The organism is Burkholderia sp. Bp8998, from assembly GCF_003854235.1.
Lineage (GTDB): Bacteria > Pseudomonadota > Gammaproteobacteria > Burkholderiales > Burkholderiaceae > Burkholderia.
This window is the reverse complement of record NZ_QTQF01000001.1, coordinates 541,478-567,811: the sequence shown is the minus strand read 5'-3', so window position 1 is coordinate 567,811 and position 26,334 is coordinate 541,478. Positions and strand designations below refer to the sequence as shown.

Below are 26,334 nucleotides of genomic sequence, written 5' to 3'. Positions count from 1 at the left end.
TCGATGGCCTCTTCTCGGTGCTTGGTTCGGGCTCTCGGCACGCTTCCTCCCCTAAATTAACGTGATCAATGACACTGAACAAATGTGCTATCTTAACTTCAAATGTTTCAGCCTCGAGGCAGCCATGGAACCCAAGTCATTGACGCCATCGCACATCGTCCAGGATCTCAGTCAGGTTCGCCTTGCATTGATGGATTGTGCGCGGCAACTTCGATACGCGGCGCGAAACGTCCCCGGCTCTGGGTCCGATTCTCAGCGAACCGCTGCCCGCCGCGCGAACTTGCCGCCGTTGCCGCAATTTCTTGGCTCCGTCGGCCATATCGCGGACACACTGCTCGAAACGGCCGAAACGTATGCAGGTCATGCGATTCCCCCACTGCAGGATCATTGGAAAGCGCCTGTCAGCTTCGACGGCGGCCTGGAACGCATCATTCGCGAATCCGCGGATACAAAGCTGATCCGCCACTGCTCGGCACTTTATTACGCAGCCGCGAAGCGATTCATCCTGCACGCGGGTGCGACGGACGTCCTTATATTTGAACACCGCATCAATGACGCATTCAGCAGCCTGCGCGGCGCGCACAACGTGTTAAAAGGCATAGCGGAAAACCAGGCCGAGGCGTCGCTGGATGAATTTTCCGACGATATCTGTCGCGCGTATTCCCGGCTCACGTTATCGCTCATCGACCGCCATCCGATTCGAAGCGCACGATTCGATGAATTGCCTGATGTCGTCGCGCCGTGGTGGCTGGTATCCGAGCCGAACGTATATGTTTTTCTATTACTCGGTATCACCGGGTGCGCAAGAATTGTTCAGCCTGCAGCGCTTCCGTCCAATCCCGACACGCTGCTTCGCTTCGCGGCCGATCTCGTAGGCGCGTCCGAGTCGCGAATTCGAGCGGCATTGCGATCGAAAAATCCGGACGACGCGATGCAGCGCGAGTTTTCCAGAATTGTCAGCTACCTGTGAAGTGAATGCACCGGAGAAGCATCTTGGTAGACGAACACGAACCGATCGCAAGGTCCATACATCGCGTATGGCCGGCTCTCGCCAAACTGTCATCTTGCAGACTGCTTCTTCAGCAGTATTGCGACGACTACTCAAAAAATTCCGGCGTGTTGCTCGAGCTCGATGATCGACAGTTCACACAAGCGTTCGTCGCGTGGACTCAAATCCTTGAAGACAGCGAGTTTTACCTACGCAAGAACGCGGCTGACTATTTTCAGTTCTGCATCGGCGCACTGCTCGCCGAACTATTGAAATTCAAAGCCGTCCGAGACACATCGGTGACCGTCATTCCACATAAAAAATCGAGCAGCGAAATTGCAAACTGGTGGCCCACCGGATTCGCACTGACTCATTTTTGCGTTGAGCTCGTCAAAAAAGTATCACGGCAGGAGTGTGGAAAAGTCGTCGAACCGTCCGAAAAAATCGGACAGGTCAAAATCTGGCAATCGTATCGCGAGAATTTGCTCGAAGAGCCGATGGTGGCCATTGCATATTTCGACGACTTCATGGGCATAACGCCAAACTGGCGCACCCCATACTATGCTGGTCACCGCACCGCAGGGATCGATTGATTCGTATGTGAATCGTGCAGTGCGCGCACGTCTACGGCGCACTGCACGGCTACGTTCGGTAGTGCCGACAACGAACGATTGCGGCGCTCCGCCGCAAAAGCCGATCGCGACGGTCGGGGGCTGTCGAATTCCGGCAATATCACTCGGCTCAGCCACCGATCGACATATCGATCCGGCGTATCGTTGCCAAACTCGCTGCCGCGAGTTCGCAGTATCGGTTCGTCGCTTCGACCTTCTCACGCAGTTCTGCGTCGGTCAGTACGCGGACGATACGGGCCGGCACGCCCATGACCAGGGTTTGTGCCGGCACCTGCATCCCAGACTTGACGAAAGCGCACGCCGCCACGATGGCGGAACCTCCGACTATAGCGTCGTCCATCACGATGGCGTTCATCCCGATCAGCGCATTGCGCTCCAGACGTGCGCCGTGTACCACGGCGCCGTGGCCGACATGAGACCGTTCGCCAAGCAAACATGTCATTCCGTGCCCGACATGCAACGTACAGTTGTCCTGTACGTTGCTGTCCTCGCCGACACGAATGGCGCCAAAATCCCCACGTAGCGAGGCTCCGGGCCCAATATAGCAACCGGCGCCGACGATCACGTCACCGATGATGCTCGCACTCGGGTGTACGTAAGCGGACGCATGAACGCGCGGGGCCACGCCTCGATATTCGTATAACGCCATGATCCGCTCGACTCCGTATCGATATGTTGTCTGGTCAGTTTGCGCAGATATCGGTGCCGCGCGTCTCGCGCACGCACAAGATCCCGACGATCAGCGAAGCGGTCGCAATGACGATCGGATACCAGAGGCCGGAATAGATGTTCCCGTTTGCCGCGACGATCGCGAATGCGGAAGCCGGCAGGAATCCACCGAACCATCCGTTGCCGATGTGATATGGCAACGACATCGACGTGTAGCGGATCCGTGTCGGAAAATACTCGACGAGCATGGCCGCGATCGGCCCGTAGACCATCGTGCCGTAGATCATCAGGATCGCCAGCAGAAGGATCGCCATCGGCCAATTGATCTTGCCCGGATCGGCCTTCGCCGGATAGCCGTTATCATGCAGCGCACGCTGCAGCGCCCGGTCGAAATCACGCCCTTGCATGGCTGCGTCGGCGGATTTTCCATCGTATGACGAAATGACGCTGCCGCCGACGACGATCGCTGCCCTCTCGCCCGGCGCCGCCGGATCGTTACGGTAGCTCAGCCCAGCTTTCGAGAGCGCACTCTTGGCGATATCGCATGAACTGGTAAAGGTCGCCGTACCGACCGGATTAAACTGGAACGAACACTCGCGAGGAAATGCCTTCACCACAATCGGCGCATTCCGTTGTGCCGTCTCCAGCGCGGGATTGATAAAGTGTGTGAGCCCCTTGAACAGCGGAAAATACGTGGCGGCCGCCAGCGCGAAACCGATCAGGATGATCGGCTTGCGTCCGATTCGGTCGGACAATGAACCGAACACGACATAGAACGGCGCCGAGATCACGAGTGCGATGGCAAGGATCACATTCGACGTCGAACCCTCGAGCTTGAGCGTCTGCGTCAGAAAGAACAGCGTGTAGAACTGCCCCGTATACCAGACGACTGCCTGCCCCGCCGTCAGCCCGAACAACACGACCAACACCAGTTTGAGGTTCTTCCATTGCCCAAATGCCTCGGCTACGGGTGCCTTCGAGCGACTGCCCTCCGCCTTCATGCGCTCGAATGCCGGCGACTCGTGCAACTGAAGACGGATCCACACCGATATCCCGAGCAGGACGATGGACATCAGGAATGGCACTCGCCATCCCCACGATGCGAACGGACCTTCGCCTGTCGTGGTTCGCACACCCAGAATGACCACCAGCGACAGGAACAGCCCGAGCGTCGCGGTCATCTGAATCCAGGCGGTCCATGCACCGCGCCGGTCATTCGGCGCATGCTCCGCGACATAGGTCGCCGCGCCGCCATATTCGCCGCCAAGCGCGAGCCCTTGAATCATCCGCATCGCGACAAACAGGATCGGCGAAGCGATCCCGATAGTGGCAAAGCCCGGCAGCAACCCGATGAGAAACGTCGAGCCGCCCATCAGGACGATCGTCACGAGAAACGTGTATTTGCGGCCTACCAGGTCGCCCAGACGTCCAAATACGATCGCCCCGAGAGGTCGCACCGCGAAACCCGCAGCAAAGCTCAGCAGCGTAAAGATGAATCCCGCGGTCGGGTTGACACCGGAGAAAATATGCTTGCCAATGAACGTCGCCAGCGAGCCCGCCAGAAAGAAGTCGTACCACTCGAATACCGTACCTAACGAAGACGCGAAAACTACCCGTTTTTCGTCACGGGACATCCGCGACGCAGGCACTGCCACATTGACCGTTGACATGTCTAGCTCCTCCAAACCAATGGATTCATCTTTGTTGTTTAACTTTCATTACTGGACTTTATTGTGCGAGATACCTCCATCGAAGCATTCGCGATGAACCGGCACCGAAGCGTCGATGCACCCAGGTGCCGCCCCGAGCGTCAGGCGATTCCGCCCACGCACAGATACTTGAGCTCGAGGTAGTCCTCGATGCCGTACTTCGATCCCTCGCGTCCGAGCCCGCTCTCCTTGACACCGCCGAACGGTGCGACTTCGGTCGAAATCAGCCCTTCGTTGATGCCTACGATGCCGTACTCGAGCGCTTCGGCCACTTTCAGCACGCGGCCGATATCCCGGCTGTAGAAATAGGAAGCAAGACCGAATTCGGTGTCGTTCGCGAGCGCGATCGCCTCGTCGTCGGTACTGAACCGGAAAATGGGGGCGACGGGACCGAACGTCTCCTCGCGAAAGATCCGCATCGACGGCGTCACATCGGCAAGAATCGTCGGCTCGTAGTAGTTGCCGCCCTTCTGGTGCGGCCTTCCGCCGACTACGACACGCGCGCCCTTCGATATCGCGTCGTCGACGTGCTCCACAACCTTCGCGACGGCATGCTCGTCGATCAAAGGACCGATCGCGACACCTTCCTCGAATCCGTCGCCGACACGCATGGATTGCACGGCCACCGACAGTTTTTCGATGAACGCGTCATACACACCGTCCTGAACCAGCAGACGGTTCGCGCATACGCAGGTCTGCCCCGCATTGCGATACTTCGATGCGATTGCACCTTTCACTGCCGCGTCGAGATCGGCATCGTCGAATACGATGAACGGCGCGTTGCCGCCCAGTTCCATCGATGCCTTCTTGACGGTCGACGCGCATTGCGTCAGCAGAATCTTGCCGATTTCCGTCGATCCGGTGAACGAGACCTTGCGGACGATCGGGCTGGCCGTCAACGTTTCGCCGATCTCCGCCGCCGCGCCAGTCACGCACGAGATCACCCCCTTTGGTACGCCGGCACGCTCCGCCAGCACGCAGAGCGCAAGCGCGGAGAATGGCGTCTGGCTCGCCGGTTTCAATACCATCGTGCAACCAGCGGCGAGTGCCGGCCCGATCTTGCGCGTCAGCATCGCCGCCGGGAAATTCCACGGCGTGATCGCAGCGCACACGCCGATGGGTTGCTTCAGCACGACGATGCGCTTGTCGCGCGCATGCCCTGGTATCGTATCGCCATAGGCACGCTTGGCCTCCTCGCCGAACCATTCCAGAAACGACGCGGCATAGGCGATTTCCCCACGACTTTCCGAAAGCGGCTTGCCCTGCTCAGCCGTCATGATCGCAGCCAAATCATCCTGATTCTCGATCATCAGCTCATACCAGCGACGCAAAACTGCCGCACGCTCCTTGCCCGTACGCGAGCGCCATTCGGCCAGCACGGCATTGGCGCCGTCGATCGCGCGCAATGTCTCATCTCTCCCCATGCGCGGCACCGTCCCGAGCGACTGCCCCGTCGACGGATTGCGCACGTCGATCGTGCCGCCTTGGTCAGCGTGAACCCATTCACCTGCGATCAGGCACACATTCCTTATCAGTTCAGGATTTCGAAGTGTTACTTGTCCGCTCAATGAAATTGTCGACATCAATACTTCTCCAGTCAGAGGATAGGCGTAACGTGTCAGACGTCACCGTGCTCGGCCGGTTGTACGGCTTCGCGCAATTTGAACCGCATGACCTTCCCCGATCCGGTCCGCGGAATTTCCGTCGTCACATGAATCGCGGACGGCACCTTGTAAGCCGACAGATGGAGACTGCAGTGCGCAAGCAGCGCCGCGACATCCACAGCGCCCTCGGCTCGCTCGACGACGAACACCACCGGCACCTCGCCGAGATGCGCATGTGGCATGCCGACGACCGCGCAATCGTGAACGCCGTCGTACTCGCAGACCACCTCTTCGATCTCGGCCGGTGAGATGTTCTGGCCGCCCCGAATGATTACTTCCTTGAGGCGCCCCGTGATGGTGATATAGCCGTTCGCATCAAAGCGTGCCAAGTCGCCCGTGCGATACCAGCCGTTGCTCAATGCCGCATCGGTTTCCGTTGGCTTGTTCAGGTATCCCTTCATCACATTGGGACCGCGGACGAGTAACTCGCCTTCTTCCCCGACACGGACATCGCGCAACGCAACAGGATCGACGACGCGCGTCGCTACGCCCGGCAGCGGCAGGCCGCACGAGCCGAATACGCGCGCACCGGTCGGCCAGTTCATCGTGACCATCGTCGAGGTTTCGGTAATGCCGTAGCCATCGAGCAGCTTCAGGCCGAACATGTTTTCGAATTCGCGATTCGTCGTGCCCGGCAGTATCGCGCCGGCCGACACACATAATCGCAGCCCGGGCAGCGAGCCGCGCCCGTTCGCCCGCGCGGATTCGAGCAGGTAGTGGAACATCGTCGGCACGCCCGGCATGACCGTGAAGCGCCCGTCCGACAGCAGCCGCGGGATTTCGCTCGACGAATACTTCTCCATCAGATACGCGGTCGCACCGACTGCGAGCACGCTCAGCACGGAGAAGTTCAGCGCATACGAGTGATACAGCGGAAGCGCGCTCAATATGCGATCGCTGCCCGTCAGGCCGGCAATCGGCGCCCAGCATGCGGCGGCGACCCACAGCATGCCGCGCGTCGACAGCAGCACGCCTTTGGGCTTGCCCGTCGTTCCCGACGTATAGATCACGAATGCGGGATCGTCGATCGTGTCCGGATCCAACGGCTCACTCGGGGTGCCGCGCGCCGTCGCGACTGCAAATGGCGTACCGACGACGGGCTGCGACGACCACGACACGGTCACGTATTCCCTGACCGTACCGACAGAAGCACCGACCGCGCGCAATTCCCGCTCGCGCACGTCGCTCGTCACGAGTGCCGTGCAGCTTGCATCATCCAGCCGATACTCGATCTCCGGCGAAGTGGCCTCGTGGTTGATTGGCACGGCGATCGCACCGGCACGAACGCAGGCGAGGCAGCTCACCACCCATTCGACCGAGTTCGGCAGCACGACGGCGACACGATCGCCGGCCTGCACGCCCGCCCGCTGGAAGTGCGTCGCTAGGCGTGCGGTCATCGCGTCCAGTTCCGCATAAGTGACGGACGTGCGTGCGTCCTCGAATGCGGCCTTGTCCGGATTGCGCTCTTTATGGCGTTTGAGCAATTCGTTGACAGGCACAATAAGCTCGGTGTGAATCATGTTTGTCTCCTCGATCGTCACCTTCGGATTCGATTGGCGGCGCTGATGTGTCGGATGGCGTAAAGAATCGGGGTTTTGCGCCGTCAGACCATGCTGAAGCCGCCGCTGATGCTGATCACCTGACCGGTAATCCAGCTCCCCTTTTCCGATGCAAGCAGAACTGCCATGGGCGCGACGTCGTGCGGCTGACCGAGACGTCGAAGCGGATAGAGCTTGACCAGCCGTTCCAGATTCGCCTCGAGAAATTCCGGATCGTGTGCGGTCTCGATCAACCCGAGCGCCAGCGCATTGGCTGTCGTGCCCGAGCGCGTTTCTCGTGCGATCGACTTCATCAGTGCGATATTGGCCGCGCGCGCGGCCGCGCCGATCGCCAGGCCGGATTCGCCGACCCGCGACGAATCGCCCGTGATCGTGATGATTCGGCCGCTGCCTTTCTGACGCTCCAGATGAGGCAACGCCGCATGCGTGCAGTTCAGCGTGCCGTACAGGCAGACGTCGATCTGCTTGCGCCATTCGTCCGGGTGGGAATCGAGAAAGCGCTTGCGGATGACGAGCCCGGCATTGTTGACAAGGATGTTGAGACCGCCGAAGACCTCGACGGTCTCGTCGATCATCTGATCCACGGCCCGACAGTCCGAGATGTCGCAGCCGATCGCCCGCCCTCGCCCACCTTGCGCGCGGATCTCGTCCACGACCGCTTCCGCCGCGGCCTTCGATCCGTGATAGTTGACGACGACACTCGCACCCTCGGCAGCCAGGCCCAGTGCGATTTCACGGCCCACGTCCCGGGCGCCGCCGGTGACGAGCGCGACCTTTCCGTCAAGTCTGAATTCCATCTTGTTGCTCCTTGATTGATTCAATGGGGGATGAATGAATGAGGCGATACAGGCGCTCGGGCGTCACCGGCAATTCCGATATGTCGACGTTCAGCGGCGACAGCGCATCGGCGATCGCATTCGCAATGGCCGCGGGCGAGCCGATCGTCCCGCCCTCGCCCATGCCGCGAAAGCCGCCCAGCGTATTCGGTGCCAGTTTCTCGAGGTGCACGAGATCCAACGTCGGGACTTCCGGTGCCGAGGGCAGCAGGTAATCGACCAGGCTCGCGGTCAGCAGTTGGCCGTCGGCGTCGTACACGACTTCTTCGAGCAGTGCCGCACCGATGCCCTGCGCCACGGCGCCACGCGTCTGCCCCGCGACGATCAACGGATTGATCACCCGTCCGCAGTCCTCCGCGATCACGTATCGCTGAACATGAACGCCATACGTGTCGGGATCGATTTCCACCTGAACGAGATGCGTCGACGAACTGGTCGTGCCTACCACCGGGTCGTACACCCGACTGACGCAAAGGTTCTCCCGGAACTCCAGCGGCACGCGTCCCATTTGCGAATAGAGCGCCTTTGCCAGCTCAGCGAACGTGAGACGGGCGTCGCGCCAGCGCACGCGAATGACGCTCTCGACCACGTCGAGATCCTCCGGCGACACGTCGAGCAGGTGGCCTGCGACGCGCAGCATCCGTGCACGCAGCTCGCGCGCTGCCAGCATTCCCGCCCCGCTGCTGATGACGGCCGTCCGGCTGGCATAACTGCCGGTACCGTGCGGTACGGCGGCACTATTGCCGGTGATCACGCGCAGATCTTCGATGCGCGCGCCGAGTTCGTCGGCCAGCACCTGAGCGAGTGTCGTCTCGTGCCCCTGACCATGCGATGCGCAGCCGAACGATGCCGTGACCGCTCCGGTCGAATCGAGCTGGATCACGCACGTATCGGTGCCGGTGTTGATCGGCATGCCTGGCGATGCCGAAATGCGCGAGCCGATGCCGGACAGTTCCGCATAGCAGGCGACGCCGATACCGACCCAGCGCCCTTCGGCACGCGCCTGCGCCTGTGCCTGCCTCGCGGCGGAGTAGTCGAATCGCTCCTTGGCTGCCTCGAGTCCTTCGATGAACGCCGATTGATCCCACACGATGCCGACCGGCGTCCGATACGGGAACTCCTCGGGACGCACAAGGTTGCGCAACCGCAACTCCGTCGGGTCCACTCCGAGACGCTTTGCCGCCAGATCCATCAGGCGCTCCATCGCGAATGTCGAAGTCGGGCGTCCGACGCCGCGATAGGGTCCGGTCGGCGCCTTGGGTGTCGTCACCCCGCGAACGTGTCCTTGATACGCGGGGACCCGGTACGGCCCGGGCAGAAAACTGATGACCTGTACCGGCTCGATGCCGGCGGTCCATGGATAGATCGAATACGCGCCCACATCGCCGATCACTTCGGCACGCAGCCCCAGAATCCGGCCATCGCTATCCAGTGCGAGTTCGGCATCGACCCGTTCGTCGAAGGCCTGGCTCGTCGACAGCATGTCCTCGAGCCGATCACCGCTCCAGCGCACCGGGCGCCCGACCTTTCGCGCGAGCACGCATACGAGCATCTCCTCCTGATAGACCGAGGTCTTGCCGCCGAATCCGCCCCCGACATCGGGCGCGATGACCGTCAGCCGGTTGCCCGGCATGTCGAGCAGATCCGCCATCGCGTCGCGCACGATGCCCGGTATCTGGCTCGACGTGTAGAGCGTCAGGGCGTCCCGGCCCGGATCCACTTCCGCGATATAGGTGCGCGGCTCCATCGCGGTCGGCATCTTCCGGTGAAACCGGAACCGGCCGCCAACGGTGACGGGCGCGTTCGCGAATGCTTCGTCGATCTCACCGCGCACGAACCGTCGTTCGACCAGCACGTTGCTCGTCAACCCGTCGTGCAGCAGTGGCGCGCCAGGCTGTGCCGCCGCCTCGGCATCGGTCTCGACCGGCAGCGGTTCGTATTCGATCTCGATCGCATCCCGCGCATCCTCGGCCAGATAGCGGCTATCGGCGAGCACCGCGGTGACCGGTTCGCCAACGAAGTGCACGACACCGTCCGCCAGCGCATGAATCGGCGTGGGCTGATAATCCGCCATGCGCGATACCGCGACAGCCGGCTTGACGAGGCCAGCCAGATCGGCCCACGCATAGATGCCGAATACACCTTCCATGCCGCGTGCAGCGTCGGCACGCACGGCGCGGATGCGCGCATGCGCCTGGTCGCTGCGCACGATCGCGAGATGAAGTGCATTTCCGGCCGGCCGATCGTCGACATAACGTCCGAGTCCGGTGAGCAGTCTCGCGTCCTCGAATCGGCGCACCGGCCGCCCGACAAAACCGCCGCGCGGCTGTTCGTCGATGCCGACATCGGCGTCCGGCGGCGCGCCAGGATCACGACGCGGCTTACTCATACGCGTGAGCCCCCTTGCGAAGCGTCTCCCACTGTTGCGGATCGTGGCCGAAGATCACGCTCGCGCCATCTCGTTCGAGCCTCCGGACTTCGTTGAGAGATGACAACGCGGCATCCGAGTCCCACGTGTTGCGCGGCATCACTTCGCGCGTCAGATTCTCGCGCAGCGCAACGGCGTCGGCAGCAAGCAGGAAGGCGCCGTCACGCTCCAGCGTCGCGAGCATGCCCATGCTCCCTGGCGTATGCCCCGGCAACGGGACCAGCAGCATCTTTCCATCGCCGAAGACGTCGCGCTCCCCGTCGATGAGTTCGGTCGGCATCGGATGCTGCCAGTCGGCGGGAATGTAGCCGCGTTGCAGTGCCTCCTCTCCCTGGGCGGCAGCCAGCTCCTTTGCATGACAGAAGAACGTCGCTCTCTTGAAGAACGCATTGCAGCCGCAATGATCGGAGTGCAGATGGGAGTTGACGACTACATCGACATCGTCCGGCCCGAGCCCGAGCGTTTTCAACTCCGAGATGACGTTGTCTTCCGGTCCGGCGATCGGCGTCATGGCCTTCGCCATCGCCCCCCAGCGAGCGGCGGCAGCGTCGACGACCTGCGGATGGCATCCGGTGTCGAACAATACGTTTCCCTGACCATGCCGAAACAGCATGCATGCCACCGGCAGATCGATCGTTTCGCTTCGCTCGGCTTCCGGCAGATAGACACTCTTGCGCATCCGGAGCCGGCCGCCATTCAGAACATGCATTTTCATCGTTGGTTATCCTCGGTTGGCTCGGATCCGGCGGCCTGCCGCAATGCGTCGCGCGCCGTTACGCAAATACGGACGGCTTCGACGATGCCCTGGTAGCCGGTACAGCGGCAAAGATTTCCGGACAGCGCGTCGCGAATCTCGTCATCGCTGTCGAGCGGGTATTTCTGCAACGCATCGGTGCAGGTCGCCAGCATGCCGGGCGTACAGAACCCGCACTGAAGGCCATGATGTTCACGGAACGCCTCCTGCAGCGGGCTCAGCGAATCGGGCGTGCCCATGCTCTCCACGGTACGCACGTCGCAACCGTCGGCCGAGATCGCCAGCATCAGGCAGGACCGCACGCTATCGCCGTCGACGATCACCGTGCAAGCCCCGCATACGCCGTGCTCGCAACCGACGTGCGTGCCGGTCAGCGACAGGTCGTGTCGCAAGAAATCGGACAGAAGCAGGCGCGGTTCGACGCTGCACTCGACGACCGTGCCATTGACGATCATCCAGACGGGCTTGCGGGCACTGTCACGTTCGGTCATTGCGCGACTCCTGAAGCACGGCACCATGCGCTGCGTATCGCGCGCCGCGCCAGCACGCCCGCGAGATGGCGGCGGTACGCCGGCGAAGCATGCAGATCCATGGCGGGAGACAGTCCGTCACACGCGATTTCCGCCGCCTCCTCCACGAGCGCGTCGGACAACGGCTTGCCGCGCAGGATCGCTTCCGAGTCACTGCGCCGCAACGGCGTGTCGCCTACTCCCATCATCGCGACGCGCGCATCGTGAATGACGCCGTCGCGGACATCTAGCAGCACACCCACGGCGGCCAGCGCAAAGTCGCCTGCGCGACGCGAGAATTCCTCGAAACACCAGCCGGTCCCGGGCTTCACGCCCGGAAAATCGACGCGAACGACCATCTCGTCATCGTCGAGCCTCGTCGTGAGTGGCGCGATGAAGAAATCGGCCGCCGCAATCCTGCGCTCGCCGCGGGGCGAACGCGTGACGATCGTCGCATCCAGCAATCGCGCCAGCATCGGCAACTCCGCAGCCGGATCGGCATGCGACAAGCTTCCGCCGATCGTGCCGCGATTCCGGATCGCGAGGTGGGCGACATGGCGCATCGTGTCAGGAATGATCGGAAAACGTCGGGCGACCTGGCGCGACGTCTCGAGCACGCGGTGACGCGTCAGCGCACCCACCGCGAGTCCGCCGTCATCACGCTCGCGCACGTAGTCGAGTTCAACCAGTTTGCGGATGTCGACGATCATCGCGGGACGAACGACCCGAAAATTCAGCATCGGCATCAGGCTTTGGCCGCCGGCCATCAATTTCGCATCGCCGCGGCAGGCCACCAGCACGGCGATCGCCTCGTCGACGGAGTCCGGGCAACAATAGTCAAACGGTGCCGGTTTCATCGTTTCCTCCGTCAACGTCCCTGGAATTTCGCCGAGCGCTTTTCCGCGAACGCGGCCCGGCCTTCCCGATAGTCGTCGCTGCTGGCTGCCGCCGCGATCATTGCTTCGGCTCTATCGAGATCCAGCGCGCCGGTGCCCATTGCCATCCCGTTCAGCTGGTATTTCGCTCCCGCCAGGCTCAGCGGCGCGTTGGCCGCCATCGTTCTCGCGAACGCGCGCGCATCGGCCATCGGATCGCTCGTCCTTGCGCGCGACTTGCCGCCGGTCACACGCTGCCACCACGAGAGCGGCGCGACCTGCGCGTCGTCTCCGGCAATCCGGTCCACGAATCCGATGTCGCGTGCCGCACGCGCATCAAATCGCTCTGCGCCGTAGAGAATCTTCTTTGCTTGCGACACCCCCACCAGCGACAACAGCTTGCGCGTCCCACGCACGCCGTAGATGATGGACAGGCGCGCCGCAGGAATGCCGAACGTGGCGTCGGGAGCCGCGAAGCGGAAGTCGCACGACATCGCCAGATGCGCGCCTCCGCCCAGGCAGTAGCCCCGCAATACGGCAATGGTCGGCTTCGAGATGTTCGCGATCGCATCGCAGCACGCATCCACCGCAATCTCGTACGCGTTCGCCTGGCCAGCGTCGGCGCGCACTTTCTCGAACTCGGAGATGTCGGCGCCGGCACAGAAGTCGTCGCCCGCGCCTGTCAGCAACACGGCCCGCACCTCGGGATTTCGTTCGAGAGCGGTCATGATCGACGGCATCGCAAGCCACATCCCGTATGTCATCGCGTTGCGACTGCGCGGCCGGTTCAAGGTGACGACCGCAATCTGATCGGAGATCCACACCTTGATCTTCTCGGTCATCAACGCATCCGTCACCTCCGCCTGAAGATCGGTCAACGGGACCGCGGGTGCGCCGTCCGCCCCGGAGGAGCGAGCCTGCGGCGCAGCGCTGCCGACGGATTCCACGCGTTGCCGCGGCGCCGCGGGTTCGGCGGCGATGGCCAATTCCGCGTGAGCCGGCGCAACGAGCGGACGCTCGATCGACACAGCCGCCATCAGTGCATCGACGCCCATCGTCGATGACAACGTCTCCTGTTCGCCATTGGCCACTTTCGTGCCGACCTGCCTCGCGAACAGGTCGAAGAAATCATCGGCCGACTTGCGCGCCGCCGCATCGATCATTCGCGAGCCCAACTGCGCCAGCTTGCCGCCGACGTTCGCCTTGACGCCGTATCGAAGCAGCGTGACATCCTGCTCCAGCGCTTCGAGCGCCACGTCGATGTCAGCACGCGCGAAGCCTGCCGCGCCGCCGGACCCTTCACCCGTCAGCGTGTAACTGACGGGGGCGGCGATATTAGACAAAGTCACCTTGCCGGCGAACCGCGCCTTGATCGGCCCGACCTTCGACACCACCGTCGCGGAAAATTCGTTGTCGGCACTCTTCTCGAGCACTTCGCACCCCGGGATGCTGGCCTGCAGCACCGCCGGATCGTTGAGCGCGTTCCACACGGTCTCGCGGGATGCCTGCAACCGTGCCTCTCCTGCCATTTCCATTTGTTCTCTCCTCCAGGACACCTGTGATGACCGGCGCGTCAGGCCATCAACGACCGCAAGACTTGCCGGACATCGTTCGGAATCGGCACCGGACCGTTCGTTGCCCGATCGACATAGACGTGTACGAACTCGCCGATCGCCGAAGCCGTATCAGCATCGTTGCGAAACAGCGCGACCTCGTAGCGCACGCTACTGTTGCCGAGATGCACGACCTTCATGCCGACGTGGACGACGTCGGGAAAGCCGATCGACGAGAAGTACGTGCAACGCGTGTCGACCACGAGCCCGATGACGGGACTGGTTGCAATATCGAGCACGCCACGTTCGATCAAATGCCGATTGACCGCCGTATCGAAGTACGCGTAATAGACGACGTTGTTCACGTGCCCGTAGGAATCGTTGTCGGACCAGCGCGTCTGGATAGCGCTGAAGTGCGGATATTGGGCGCGACGCGACGGCATTTTTTTCTGGGTCACAGAACCTCCTCGTAGAGCGCAGCCGCATCCTGAAGGGAAATCTCGCGCGGGTTGTTCACGAGCAGACGGGTTTGACGCATCGCGTCTTCCGCCAGTGTCGCGATATCGCCGCGGCTGATACCGACGTCCGACAGCCGCGTCGGCAAGCCGAGCGCCTTCGGCAGTGCAGTCAGTCGCTCGACCAGTGCGTTCGCACGCGCACCGGTATTTCCCGTGACGTCGGGCATCAGAACGGCGGAAAGCTCCGCATACCGGTCGGCCGCAGCATCGAGATTGAAACGCATGATCGCCGGCAGAACGAGCGAGTTCGACAGCCCGTGCGGAACATGAAAACGTGCGCCCACCGGATAGGCCAGCGCGTGCACCCCTGCTACGGGCGCATTGGCGAACGCCAGGCCGGCCAGCATTGCGCCGAGCAGCATTGCCTGGCGTGCGTCGCGATTGATGCCGTTGGCACAAGCCTCGCCGATGTTGGCGCCGAGCAAGCGAAGCGCTTCCTTCGCGAGGCAATCGGAGACCGGATTCTTCAGGCGCTTGCTGGTGTACGCCTCGATCGCATGAACCATCGCGTCGATGCCCGTCGCCGCCGTGACGGCGGGCGGCAGGCTCAACGTCAGATCCGCATCGAGCACGGCGATGTCCGGCAGCAGAACGGGCGAGACAACGCCCTTCTTTTCTCCGTCTCCGGTCGTCACGATAGAAATCGGCGTGACCTCGGATCCCGTTCCCGCAGTCGTGGGCAGCAATACCAGCGGGAGCCGCGGCCCCTTCGCGACGCCCACGCCGTAGACGGCGTCGAGCTTTTCCGTCCGGTGCGCGAGAAGCGCCACCAGTTTCGCGACGTCGAGTGAGCTGCCGCCGCCGATACCGACCACGCAGTCGGCCCGGGCGGACACCGCCGCATCGGCCGCACTATTCACAACGTGAGCCGGCGGATCGGCCTGCACGTCCGCATACACCGTAACGGCCGTGCCGGCTGCCTCGAGGCTATCAAGAGCCGGTTTCAGCAGACCGTTATCGACGATACCGCGATCGGTCACGAGAAAGACCGCGCGACAGCCCAGCCGGCCGACGATTTCCCCAAGGCGGGCCGAGGCACCGGCCTCGACGATCGTAGACCTGTTCGACTGAAACTCAAATGCGTTCAATTTTGCTCCTCCACCCGATCACGGAATCACGGAATCGACGTCAATGTCGTGACGACAAACTAACTTGCATAAGTGGACTATAGTGAGCGGAATTCTGATTTGCAAGTCCCTTGTTCGACAACTTGTCATGTATGACGCCGCGCGGCTATCCAGCCGCGATTTACCGATTTATTGAAGCATTCCGCGCGGATGCGGCCGTCGCTTTCGTGGGGAGCGCAGCCGTTCCAATATGAAATCGCGAACGTAGAGATCGCTTGCATTTCCGATACGTTCCTGGTTGTTGTGTACCGGACATGCCTACACGGTTAACGTCCGCTGCGAGGTCGAATCGGGACGCGGCAAGTCCGCGCGGGCGACTTGATGCACGTGGCGACACGTGCAGTCGATCCGGCGCACCAAACCATGAGGAAGGGGAAAAAGGAGATGACGAGGCAAATCGCCACGCGCGCGGTCCGCCGGCGCGATTTGAACGAGACGCCCAGCCGGCCGCCAGGCCCACCGGGCGAGAAGACAGCCGCCGCCATCCTGATGAATCGATCTGCCGCCGTACGCGCGCTCGGGCGCCACGCGGCACCAAGAAGCGCGAGTCAGGCGACGTCGAGCTCTACCGGCAACGCATACCGCAGCACGTATGACATTTCACGCGGATCGAGTTCGGTGCCGCATTTGTCGCATACGACGATTGCATGAAAATCGTGGTCACACTCTCGGTGCCGGAGTTTCAACGGTGCTTTTCCCCCAGACAGCCACTTGTCACCCCAGGCCATCATCACCAGCAGCGGCCCATACAAGTCGCGGCCCATTTCGGTCAGCCGGTACTCGTAACGCTTCGGCTTCTCCTGATACAGCCGCTTCTCCGCGATACCCTGCTCGACGAGTCGCTGCAGTCGGTCCGACAGGATGTTGGTAGCGATACCCAGGCGCGACTGAAACTCGTCGAAGCGTCGAACACCGTAAAAGAATTCCCGGATCACGAGGAAACTCCAGCGGTCACCGATGATCTGCAACGTTCGCGCGACCGAGCATGGGCGAATGCGCTCGAGAACGCTCACGTCTGAATTCCGGCGCGAACGCTTGCGTTCAGCGATACGCTCCTCACTGCCCGCCCCCGGCCCGTCGCGATAGTGGACGGACCTCGGGTCAATGCCGGCGTGACAGTGTGAGCATGCGACGCGGGGCGTGCAATCGCATTTGCAGGTCTTGTGAATCAGTTTCAACGGAGGCTGCGCGCCGCCCGCAAGCCAACGGTCGCCAAAGGCGAGCAACGCAATCATCGTCGCGTATAAGTCGCGACCCTGCTCCGTGAAACGGTACTCGTAGCGGGCACCGCCCGTCGACGGAAGCTGTTTCCTCAGTATGCCCAGAGTCGTGAATTTCTTGAGCCGCTCCACCAGCGTGGTACGCGGCACCTGCAGGATGCTCTGGAACTGCTCGAATCGCCGGACGCCAAAAAAGCACTCTCGCAGCACCAAAAATCCCCACGCATCCGACAGTATCTCGACTGTTCTCGCAACTGATGAATAGCGCTCGATCGATGCAAAACGTGCATCCGACGCACTGTGGCTCGACGATTCGAGCATGGTGGGTTTAGCCATAAGTTCATCGAAAAATATTATCTGCCATTCACACAACGCCACACAGGTACGCGCGTGCCTATTCGCTCCGTTGCGGCACCGACGGCGCATCGCGCAGCGCGTGCGACTGCACGACCGGCACACCGTACCGGTGCGAAGTCATCTCCGCCATGATAGCCACCGCGATCTCCGGCGGCGTTCTGGCACCGACGTGAAGCCCGATCGGACCATGAAGCGCTGCAACCTGTGTGTCGGTCAAGTCAAACAGCTTGAGCCGTTCCCGACGCTTCGCGTTATTCGCACGCGAGCCGACCGCTCCCACATAGAATGCCGGGGATTTGAGCGCCTCTATCAACGCCAGGTCGTCGATCTTCGGATCATGCGTCAGCGCAACCACGGCCGTGTTCGGATCCAGGCCGACTCGCTCGATCAGGTCGTCGGGCATTTCGCGAAATACTTCGGTATGAGCCACAGACCATTCCCCGAGGTACTCTTCACGCGGGTCGCAAACGATGACGCGATAGCCCAGCGCCACCGCCATCCGCGCAACATATTCGGACAGTTGCCCTGCACCGATGATCAGCAGGCGATGGCTCGGTCCGTAACATGCGCGCAACGACACGCCGTCGAACGAGGTCGGGGCCGCCGAATCGGTCGGCCTCACGTCGGCTTCGCCGGTATTGGCATTCACGTTGCGGATCACTACCCGGCCACGCCTGACCCATTCCAGCGCCTCGTCAAGGCGCGACGATACCCGGACCGGTTCCACGAGAATCATCAGCGTGCCGCCGCACGGAAGGCCGAAGTGATGGGCGTCGTCCGCCGAGAGGCCGTAGGTTACGACAGTCGGCGTCGAGCCCGAAAATCCGACGCGCCACACGCGCTCGATCAGATCGTCCTCGAGACACCCGCCCGATACGGAACCCTTCACTGCACCGTCGTCACGCAGCGCGACCATCGCGCCGATCGGGCGAGGCGCCGAGCCCCACGTCTTCAGAACCGTGCCGAGCATCACCGCGCGCCCGGCGCGATGCCACATGACGGCAGTTTCCAGTACGTCTCGATCCATGCTATCCAACGCAGTTTCCCTCCACGGCCCTTCCACAGTACGCCAATTAGTTCATTTATGCAAGTCACGCACGCCTGACACACGTGAGAAGGTTTGCCGCTGGTTTCGACTTTGATAGCCCTTGGCACGGAGGGACAGGCTTCGAGTTGCTGCGACAGTTCGGGCAACCGTAGGCCAAAATAAAGTCGTCACCGTTTATGAAGTAAAGATGTCACTTCGCCAGTCTCGGTCGACCGAAAGATGCGAAACCCTTGTGAATCAAGGGATCGCAGCCGCGAACTAAAGTTCTAACCGAGCCCGGCTTCGCGAAGACCAATGTCAATCCCCCTGGAGCGGTGACAGCCGCCGGCCACGCGTTGCGCGGAACCTCCGTTTGAACGGACGATCGTGGCGTAGTGGTAAGGTTCCCTATCCCGCTGTCGCGTCGATCCCGACGCCAGGAACTGCACGCGACAGCGAATGGCGGTTCTGCAGCGACGCAAACGACTCTGAACGACCGAGATGGAATGGACACCGCCGTCCCTTCGGCGACGCAGGGGCCTGCTTGAGCGCCTGAATCAGCGACACGTGCGACGGATGTCGCAGATAGCGCTCCAAGTCGGCTTGGCTATCTAAAGACGACTCCAGCACATAGTCCCTGCAGATCGGCCGATCCAGTTCGTTGGCCGACATGCGCCACTCGCGCACGAATGGGATCTCGGCGTTTAATGCGCTCATTCGCGCAACCAGTTCCTGCTCCAGTTCGGCTTGCCGCCGCACGTCGGCGAGCTTTCGAAACGTCACAATATGCTTCATCACGATGCGGCCTTCCCGTCTCGCGCTGCAATCGCGTAGGCCGGGGCGCCCTGCATCGCGACCGGCCGCAAGAAGCATTCAATCGCCGCATAACCAACCGAGGTCGTCCGCAGGCAGACCGATGTCGGCCACGGACCACCGTGACGCTGAGCGTGCGCGACGACCACTCCGATCGGCACACCGGCGAAAAGGATGCGCCCACCGATCCGCTCGGCTGCGCGTACAGCGCGCGATTGTCCGTCGTGTCCGCGGCCGCGCCCCACAGCGTGACCGTCAGGTGCCCTGCGCGATCGACTGAACCCGCACGACGACGACTGCTGGGCCGAATACCTCTCATGCAAAGCCGAATCACCGATGAGCGCGTCGGCGCGAACCTCGAAGAGCCGCGGCGCGGGGCCCGCTCCGGTCGACGGCTGCGAGATCAACGATAACGTGTCCGGATGACCCGCAAGACGCTCGATGCTAGCGTCGTACGCAGGCGAAAACCTGCCCGTCAGCATCCGATGCGGCGTCTGCATGGCCAATGCTGCGGCCAACTGCAAGACGAAGCGATTGCCTGCATCGTCGTCGAATACGCAGATGATCCACGGACTCATACAGAACCGATAGCAACCGAGTACGATCGACGCCGCCAGCGTCTGCGTCGGTTCCAGTTTTCCGTTCGACAACGCATCCGGCAGGACCATCAGCGTGCTCAGCCATTTGAGCACACCCTGCTCGACTTCCTTCGCGGAACTCGAAACCGCGAAGAGAGATCGTGCTTTTCCTTGTCCGGTAGCGTATCCAGTGTGCCTCTGCGTTCCCGGAGCAGCCCTACCCATGCCTCTACCCACGAATTCACGCAGAACCCATATGTGAATAGCTGAAACGCGGAGAGACGTCGGCGTCAAGAAACATGCCGAATCAATAACTTGCGGACGTTGCAGGCCATCCAAGGAACGCCTCGGAAGCTCCGGGCGGAAGGCAGCAGGAGTCGAACCTACCCGGGAGTGTCTGACACCCCCAACCGGGTTTGAAGCCCGGCCGTACCACCGGATACGAATGCCTTCCGTGGGAAAAAGACTCAAAAGAGCGAGAAGAACAACGAGCGCCTACGCCTGTACACCCACCCAACCGCTGTCAGGCCGCAGGAAGTGAAGATCGCGGTGGAAGCGAGTATACCCAACCCGATCGAAGAACTCGAGAATCTGGATCGCACGCTTGCGGCCGAGCCCGGTCGCATCGCGAAACGTCGCCGCATCGAGCCCGCCGCCGCGCGTCGGCGCGAGATGCGCCACCAGCCCGGCCAGCTCGCGCACGACATCCGCGTGATAGAACAGGTCGCGCACGACCTGGTGCACGTCGCCGCGCCGCGCGAGCTTGCGCAGCAGCATGCGTACGGCCTCCTCGGCCGCGCCCGTGTCGCGCGCCAGATCGCGGACCCACGGCGGATCGAAGCGCCCCGCGTGAATCAGCGGCAGCAGTTGCTGCGCCAGCGCTTCCTCGCGCGCATCGAAACTCACCGAATGCGACGGCAGATGCAGCCACGGCCCGCTTCGCGCCACCTCTTCGCCATCCACCAGCGCATCGACCAGCGCGCGCCACAGCGCATCGCCGACGAGCGGCGCCGCCATCCGCCGCAGGCGCGCCGCATCGAGCCCCTGCTCGTCCGGCACGCGCTCGTGATACGCGCGCAGCGTGTCGATCGCCCGCGCCTGCAGCGCATCCCAGTGCACCCGCGCGATCACCGTGCCGTCGTTCGACGCACGCTCGCGCTGGCCGATCGCCAGTGCGTCGTCCGGCAACGCCAGCGCGTCGGGCGCGAAGCCCGTCAGATGCGTGAGCATCGCGCGTGCGATACCGAGCGGCGCCTGCGCGAGCAGCGCATCGAGCCGCCCTTCGTCGAGCCGCGCCGCCAGCGCGTCGAGCCATGCCCGGCGCGCGGGCGTGCGACGCTTGCGCGCGGGACCGAACGGGTCGAGCACGCGACCGCCGCCGACGGTGCGCGTCGCCTGCGGATTGCGGACGATGAAGCGATCGCCCGGCAGCGCGAACACGGGTTCGTCGAACACCAGTTGCACGCGCATCGTCTGGCCGGCCGCGAGCGTATCGCCGTCGAGCAGCGCGACGTGCGCGACGCGATGCAGCGTGCCGAGATGCACGTGCAGCGGCGCCCAGTGCGTCAGCATGAGCCCCGCATCGGCCAGCAGCGTCAGTTCGACGTCGAGACGCGGCGACGTCGCGACGAGCCGCGCATCCGCGACGGTATCGCCGCGCTCGACGTCCGCACGGTCGACGCCGGCCAGGTTCAGCGCGCAGCGCTCGCCCGCACGGCCCATATCGACCGGCCGGTTCTGCGCATGGATGCTGCGCACGCGCGCCGCGCCGCCGGTGCGCACGACCGCGAGCGTGTCGCCGGTCGCCACGCGGCCCGCGAACGCGGTGCCCGTCACGATGGTCCCCTGCCCGGCAAGCGTAAACACGCGATCGACCGCGAGCCGGAACAGGCCGTCGTCGCGGCGCGCACGCCACGCAAGCGCGGCATCGGCGAGATGACGCTTCAATGCGGCGACGCCCGGATCGTCCTCGCGCGTCGCGCAGGTTTCGAAGATCGGCGCGCCATCGAGCGTCGTGCCATGCAGCCACGCGGCGATCTCGTCGCGCACCGCCGACAGGCGTGCGGCATCGACGCGATCGCACTTCGTCAGCGCGACCGCGCCATGCGCGACGCCAAGCAGTTGCAGGATCGCGAGATGCTCGCGGGTCTGCGTCATCACGCCGTCGTCGGCGGCGATCACGAGCAGCGCGAAGTCGATTCCGCACGCCCCGGCCGCCATGGTATGAATCAGCTTCTCGTGGCCCGGCACGTCGATCAGGCCGAGCACGTCGCCGTTCTCGAGCGGCGTATACGCATAGCCGAGCTCGATCGAGATGCCGCGCGCCTTCTCTTCCTTCAACCGGTCGGTGTCGACGCCCGTCAGCGCCCGCACGAGCGTCGTCTTGCCGTGATCGATGTGTCCCGCGGTACCGACGATCATGCAGCCGGCCCCGCGATCCGCACGCATTGCGCGACGAATGCCGCTTCATCGGCCGCTTCGAGGCAGCGCAGGTCGAGCCGCAGCGCATTGTCGGCGATGCGGCCGATCACCGGACGCGGCCAGTCGCGCAGCCGCTTCTCGAGCTGCGCGAGCGCACGGCCGCCGCGCTTGCCGTCCGGTGTGCGCACGACGAGCCCGGCGCTCGGCAACTGGTCGACCGGCAGCGCACCGCTGCCGATCTGGCTGAACATCGGCTCGACCTGCACGTCGAAGCCGCTGCCGAGCGCGGCCTGCAACGCCGGGCGCACACGCTCGGCGGCCTCCGCGATCTCGCGCTGCGGCCGCGTCAGCAGACGCAGCGTCGTGAGCCGCTCGCGCAGGAATTCCGGCGCCAGGTAGAGCCTCAGCACGGGTTCGAGCGCGGCGAGCGTCAGCTTGCCGACACGCAGCGCGCGCTTGAGCGGATGTTTCTTGATTTTCGCGACGAGCGCGCGATCGCCGACGATCAGGCCGGCCTGCGGCCCGCCGAGCAGCTTGTCGCCGCTGAACGTGACGAGGTTCGCGCCGGCCGCGACGGTTTCCTGCACGGTCGTCTCGTGCGGCAAGCCCCATTGCGACAGATCGGCGAGCGTGCCGCTGCCGAGATCGACCGCGACCGGCAGCCCGTGCTCGCGCGCGAGCGGCGCGAGTTCGGCCAGCGTCACCTCCTTGGTGAAGCCGCTGATCGCGTAGTTGCTGCAGTGCACCTTCATCAGTATCGCCGTGCGCGGACCGATCGCGTCCGCGTAGTCGCGCAGATGGGTGCGGTTGGTGGTGCCGACCTCGCGCAGTTTCGCACCGGCACGGCTCATGATGTCGGGAATGCGGAATGCGCCGCCGATCTCGACCAGCTCGCCGCGCGACACGATCACTTCGCGTTTCGGCGCGAGCGCGGACAACGCCAGCAACACGGCCGCGGCATTGTTGTTGACGACGGTCGCGGCTTCCGCGCCGGTCAGTTCGCACAGCAGATCGTCGATCAGGTCGTCGCGGTCGCCGCGGCGGCCGGTGCCGAGATCGAATTCGAGGTTGACGGGTTGCGTGAGCGCGTCGACCACCGCGCGCACTGCGTCGTCGGGCAACAGCGCGCGCCCGAGATTGGTGTGCAGCACGGTGCCCGTCAGGTTGAACACCGGGCGCACGGTGCCCGTGCTCTGCGCGGCCAGCGTACGGGCGATGACAGCCGCGATGCGCGGCTCGTCGAGCGGTTCGGCCGCCGACGGATCCTGCTGCGCGGCGGAGCGCCAGCGTTCGAGTTCGGCGCGCACCGCGTTCAGCACGCGCGTGCGGCCATAGTCGGCGAGCAGCGGCTGCAGCGGCGCCGACGACAGCACGCGCTCCACCGACGGCACGCGCGCCAGCACGGCATTCAGTTCATTCAAACCCGGTTCGGTCACGTAATGGTGGCTCCAGTTCCATGCGCGGCAGGCAGCCGGCACCGACGCTCGCGCGCCCGCCCCGGCTCCGTACCGTCACTCCGCTTCGTGCGACATGTCCGGCCACAGCAGCGGGTTCGGCGAACTGCGCTGGTAGCCGGCTTCGTTCATCAGCAGGTCGAGCGTGAGGCTCGCGAGATCGTCCGCCAGCGGCTCGAACTCGTAGTCCTTCTCCTGGTAGCCGATCTTGCGATAGCTCTTGCATTCATCGCACGATTCGGCCTTGACGGCTTCGCTGCCGCCCTCGATCCCGTGGTACGCGATGCCCTTGGTCGAGTCGCAGTGCGAACATTTCGTGCGCACCATGTGCCACTCGGTCGTGCACAGCCCGCATTGCAGGAAACGGTAGCCCTGGTACTGGCCGCCGACGCGCACGACGCTCGCGACCGGATGCGTGCCGCACACGGGGCACAACCCCGGCTGGTCGAGATACGGAACGTCGGCCGGTGCAACGCGGCTCGCGAGATCGGTCCAGACGACCTGCAGCGCGGCCATCAGGAACGGCGCGGTGGCCGGGTCGACTTCGGCGAAGCGCAGCGCGAGGATCGCGTCGGCCTGCGCGTCGAGTTCGGCGGGCGCGATCAGGCGCAGCCGGTCGAGCAGCTTCGCGAGCGACGGATTGACGAGCCCTGCGCTTTCGACGCGGTCGAGCAGCTCATACAGCACGGCCCGCCACTGCGGGTTGCGCTCGCCGTCGAGCGCCGGCACGAGCGGCATCGAATGCTGCTGTGCCCGCGCGATCGCTTCAGGCGACGGCATCGGCAGGTTCAGCGCCTGCAGTGTCGCGTGCTGCGCATCGGCAACGGTCGCCATCAGCCGCAGGTAACCGCTGATCGGGTTCAGGTCGGCGAGCTTGCGCAGCCGGGCGGCGCGCGCCGCGAACACGGTGCCGCGCTCCGGCAGGCGAAAGCGCGGAATGGCCGAATGATCGAGCGCCGAGATCTCGGTCGGTTCGAGAATGCGTTGTGTCACAAATATGTCATCCAAAGAAACAAGCGCCGACGAGTCGGCGCTTTCGGGCGATTCCGGCGAAGGAACGGAGCGATTTCGCCGCGATCGGCTAACCGCCCCGCTCCGGTGCGTTACTTCACGCTTTCACGGAACCACTTCGGGTGATGCTTGCGGGCCCAGCCCAGCGTGACGGTGCCGCGCACCATCGCCCCGATCGAGCCCTTCACCCACAACGCCGCGTAAATGTGCACGATGATGCTCGCGATCAGCACGAAGGCCGCCACGGCATGCACGACGGCCGCCGCGCGAATCACCCCGATCGGGAAGTAGAACGAGAAGTAGCGCCGCCAGATCACGATCCCCGACAGCAGGAGCAGCAGCAGGCAGGCCACCAACGTAAAGAATAGCAGCTTCTGTCCGGCGTTATAGCGCCCGACGGGCGGCAGCTTGTCTTCCTGGTTGGTCAGCACGTCGCCGATCTGCTTCAGCCATTGACGGTCGTCCGCGTCGAGCGCGTTGTGGTGCCAGAAGCGCACCACGAGAATCGCGAACGACACGAACATCACGAGACCGACGAACGGATGCAGGATCCGCGTCCACTGGCCGCCGCCGAACAGCGCGGTGAGCCAGAACATCGACGGATGGAACAGCGCGAGCCCGGACAGCGCGAGCAACACGAACGTGATCGCGGTGATCCAGTGGTTCGTGCGCTCGTTCGGCGTGTAGCGGACGATCAGGTTGGGGTCGTCGTGCTTCATTTTGCGTCCTCCTTGATGCGTCGCGCTTCGTCGCGGGCGGCGGCTTCTTCCGCGTCGCTGACCTCGTTCGGACCGACCCGGGTGTAGTGGAAGAACCCGGCCAGCGCGGTCAGCGCAAGGCCGGCGACCGCGAGCGGCTTCGCGATCCCCTTCCACAGCTTCACCATCGGGCTGATCGACGGATTGTCGGGCAGCCCGTGGTACAGCGACGGCTTGTCCGCGTGGTGCAGCACGTACATCACGTGCGTGCCGCCGACGCCCTGCGGGTCGTACAGCCCCGCATGCTCGAAGCCGCGCTCCTTCAGGTCCTCGATCCGCTCGGCCGCGTGCTGCTTCATGTCCTCCTTGGTGCCGAACACGATCGCGCCGGTCGGGCAGGTCTTCACGCAGGCCGGTTCCTGGCCGACCGCGACGCGGTCGGAACAGAGCGTGCACTTGTATGCGCGATGATCCTTCTTCGAGATCCGCGGAACGTTGAACGGGCAGCCGGTCACGCAATAGCCGCAACCGATGCAGTTCTCCTCGTGGAAATCGACGATCCCGTTGTTGTACTGCACGATCGCGCCCGGCGACGGGCACGCCTTCAGGCAGCCCGGATCCTCGCAGTGCATGCAGCCGTCCTTGCGGATCAGCCACTCGAGGTCGCCTGCCGGGTTCTCGTATTCGGCGAACCGCATCACCGTCCACGAGTGCTCGGACAGGTCGGCCGGGTTGTCGTAGACGCCGACGTTGGTGCCGACCTCGTCGCGCAGGTCGTTCCACTCCATGCACGCCGTCTGGCATGCCTTGCAGCCGATGCACTTCGAGACGTCGATCAGCTTCGCGACGCTCCCGGTCACCGGTTCGCGCGCCGTGGGCGGCGGCGTCGTGGTGGCCGAGACGCGCTTGATATCCAGCGATTGCAATGCCATCT

23 protein-coding genes and 1 tRNA gene are annotated in these 26,334 nt (G+C 63.5%); 2 read left to right on the top strand and 22 right to left on the bottom strand.

What is annotated here, in order from left to right; genetic code table 11:
• Positions 1 to 124: 124 nt before the first annotated feature.
• Together DIE06_RS02610 and DIE06_RS02605 are read left to right on the top strand one after the other, a co-directional pair.
• On the top strand, positions 125 to 970 hold the full coding sequence (locus tag DIE06_RS02610; protein WP_124660014.1) for a hypothetical protein: 846 nt from the start codon (positions 125 to 127) through the stop codon (positions 968 to 970).
• Positions 971 to 993: 23 nt separating this feature from the next.
• Positions 994 to 1,581 (top strand): hypothetical protein, encoded by a 588-nt coding sequence (locus DIE06_RS02605; RefSeq protein ID WP_124660013.1) that lies wholly within the window; start codon positions 994 to 996, stop codon positions 1,579 to 1,581.
• A 148-nt stretch (positions 1,582 to 1,729) separates the two neighbouring features.
• Here DIE06_RS02605 and DIE06_RS02600 read toward each other — a convergent pair whose 3' ends face one another.
• The 22 genes from DIE06_RS02600 to fdxH form a co-directional block, all read right to left on the bottom strand.
• Positions 1,730 to 2,269 (bottom strand): gamma carbonic anhydrase family protein, encoded by a 540-nt coding sequence (locus DIE06_RS02600; RefSeq protein ID WP_050011233.1) that lies wholly within the window; start codon positions 2,267 to 2,269, stop codon positions 1,730 to 1,732.
• A 34-nt stretch (positions 2,270 to 2,303) separates the two neighbouring features.
• Positions 2,304 to 3,959, bottom strand: coding sequence for an MFS transporter (locus DIE06_RS02595; protein WP_124660012.1), 1,656 nt, complete (start codon positions 3,957 to 3,959; stop codon positions 2,304 to 2,306).
• A gap of 140 nt (positions 3,960 to 4,099) precedes the next feature.
• Positions 4,100 to 5,581, bottom strand: a complete 1,482-nt coding sequence (gabD, locus tag DIE06_RS02590; RefSeq protein WP_124660011.1) for an NADP-dependent succinate-semialdehyde dehydrogenase — start codon at positions 5,579 to 5,581, stop codon at positions 4,100 to 4,102.
• Between the two features lie 35 nt (positions 5,582 to 5,616).
• The gene (locus DIE06_RS02585; protein WP_124660010.1) at positions 5,617 to 7,182 is read right to left on the bottom strand and encodes a class I adenylate-forming enzyme family protein; all 1,566 of its coding nucleotides are present in this window, start codon (positions 7,180 to 7,182) and stop codon (positions 5,617 to 5,619) included.
• Positions 7,183 to 7,265: 83 nt separating this feature from the next.
• Positions 7,266 to 8,018, bottom strand: coding sequence for an SDR family NAD(P)-dependent oxidoreductase (locus DIE06_RS02580; RefSeq protein WP_124660009.1), 753 nt, complete (start codon positions 8,016 to 8,018; stop codon positions 7,266 to 7,268).
• On the bottom strand, positions 8,002 to 10,446 hold the full coding sequence (locus DIE06_RS02575; protein ID WP_124660008.1) for a xanthine dehydrogenase family protein molybdopterin-binding subunit: 2,445 nt from the start codon (positions 10,444 to 10,446) through the stop codon (positions 8,002 to 8,004). Before DIE06_RS02575 ends, DIE06_RS02580 begins: the two co-directional genes overlap by 17 nt.
• Positions 10,439 to 11,200, bottom strand: a complete 762-nt coding sequence (locus DIE06_RS02570; RefSeq protein ID WP_124660007.1) for an N-acyl homoserine lactonase family protein — start codon at positions 11,198 to 11,200, stop codon at positions 10,439 to 10,441. The genes DIE06_RS02575 and DIE06_RS02570 overlap by 8 nt, the downstream gene beginning before the upstream one ends.
• Positions 11,197 to 11,730, bottom strand: coding sequence for a (2Fe-2S)-binding protein (locus tag DIE06_RS02565; RefSeq protein WP_124660006.1), 534 nt, complete (start codon positions 11,728 to 11,730; stop codon positions 11,197 to 11,199). The genes DIE06_RS02570 and DIE06_RS02565 overlap by 4 nt, the downstream gene beginning before the upstream one ends.
• Entirely contained in the window at positions 11,727 to 12,605 is an 879-nt protein-coding gene (locus tag DIE06_RS02560) for a xanthine dehydrogenase family protein subunit M (RefSeq protein WP_124660005.1), read from the bottom strand. The genes DIE06_RS02565 and DIE06_RS02560 overlap by 4 nt, the downstream gene beginning before the upstream one ends.
• Positions 12,606 to 12,616: 11 nt before the next feature.
• On the bottom strand, positions 12,617 to 14,158 hold the full coding sequence (locus DIE06_RS02555) for an enoyl-CoA hydratase-related protein (protein ID WP_124660004.1): 1,542 nt from the start codon (positions 14,156 to 14,158) through the stop codon (positions 12,617 to 12,619).
• 38 nt (positions 14,159 to 14,196) lie between these two features.
• Positions 14,197 to 14,619: a thioesterase family protein gene (locus DIE06_RS02550; RefSeq protein WP_124660051.1), complete on the bottom strand. Its 423-nt coding sequence runs from the start codon at positions 14,617 to 14,619 to the stop codon at positions 14,197 to 14,199.
• A gap of 11 nt (positions 14,620 to 14,630) precedes the next feature.
• The gene (locus DIE06_RS02545; protein ID WP_124660003.1) at positions 14,631 to 15,782 is read right to left on the bottom strand and encodes an iron-containing alcohol dehydrogenase; all 1,152 of its coding nucleotides are present in this window, start codon (positions 15,780 to 15,782) and stop codon (positions 14,631 to 14,633) included.
• 587 nt (positions 15,783 to 16,369) lie between these two features.
• Positions 16,370 to 17,377, bottom strand: a complete 1,008-nt coding sequence (locus tag DIE06_RS39420; protein ID WP_124660002.1) for a helix-turn-helix domain-containing protein — start codon at positions 17,375 to 17,377, stop codon at positions 16,370 to 16,372.
• Positions 17,378 to 17,435: 58 nt separating this feature from the next.
• Positions 17,436 to 18,425 carry an XdhC family protein gene (locus tag DIE06_RS02535; protein ID WP_260433509.1) on the bottom strand — a complete coding sequence of 330 codons (990 nt, stop codon included), beginning with the start codon at positions 18,423 to 18,425 and terminating at the stop codon, positions 17,436 to 17,438.
• A gap of 408 nt (positions 18,426 to 18,833) precedes the next feature.
• The gene (locus DIE06_RS02530; RefSeq protein ID WP_260433508.1) at positions 18,834 to 19,220 is read right to left on the bottom strand and encodes a Dabb family protein; all 387 of its coding nucleotides are present in this window, start codon (positions 19,218 to 19,220) and stop codon (positions 18,834 to 18,836) included.
• Positions 19,220 to 19,930 (bottom strand): hypothetical protein, encoded by a 711-nt coding sequence (locus DIE06_RS02525; protein ID WP_124659999.1) that lies wholly within the window; start codon positions 19,928 to 19,930, stop codon positions 19,220 to 19,222. The genes DIE06_RS02530 and DIE06_RS02525 overlap by 1 nt, the downstream gene beginning before the upstream one ends.
• 247 nt (positions 19,931 to 20,177) lie before the next feature.
• Positions 20,178 to 20,270: transfer RNA gene (locus DIE06_RS02520), tRNA-Sec, on the bottom strand.
• 41 nt (positions 20,271 to 20,311) lie between these two features.
• Complete coding sequence (gene selB, locus DIE06_RS02515) at positions 20,312 to 22,237, bottom strand: selenocysteine-specific translation elongation factor (protein WP_124659998.1); 1,926 nt, start codon at positions 22,235 to 22,237, stop codon at positions 20,312 to 20,314.
• Positions 22,234 to 23,673 (bottom strand): L-seryl-tRNA(Sec) selenium transferase, encoded by a 1,440-nt coding sequence (selA, locus tag DIE06_RS02510; protein WP_124659997.1) that lies wholly within the window; start codon positions 23,671 to 23,673, stop codon positions 22,234 to 22,236. Before selA ends, selB begins: the two co-directional genes overlap by 4 nt.
• 75 nt (positions 23,674 to 23,748) lie before the next feature.
• Positions 23,749 to 24,684, bottom strand: coding sequence for a formate dehydrogenase accessory protein FdhE (fdhE, locus tag DIE06_RS02505; RefSeq protein ID WP_185733324.1), 936 nt, complete (start codon positions 24,682 to 24,684; stop codon positions 23,749 to 23,751).
• A gap of 110 nt (positions 24,685 to 24,794) precedes the next feature.
• Entirely contained in the window at positions 24,795 to 25,421 is a 627-nt protein-coding gene (locus DIE06_RS02500) for a formate dehydrogenase subunit gamma (RefSeq protein ID WP_124498441.1), read from the bottom strand.
• Positions 25,418 to 26,332 carry a formate dehydrogenase subunit beta gene (gene fdxH / locus DIE06_RS02495; protein ID WP_124659995.1) on the bottom strand — a complete coding sequence of 305 codons (915 nt, stop codon included), beginning with the start codon at positions 26,330 to 26,332 and terminating at the stop codon, positions 25,418 to 25,420. Before fdxH ends, DIE06_RS02500 begins: the two co-directional genes overlap by 4 nt.
• Positions 26,333 to 26,334: the final 2 nt, after the last annotated feature.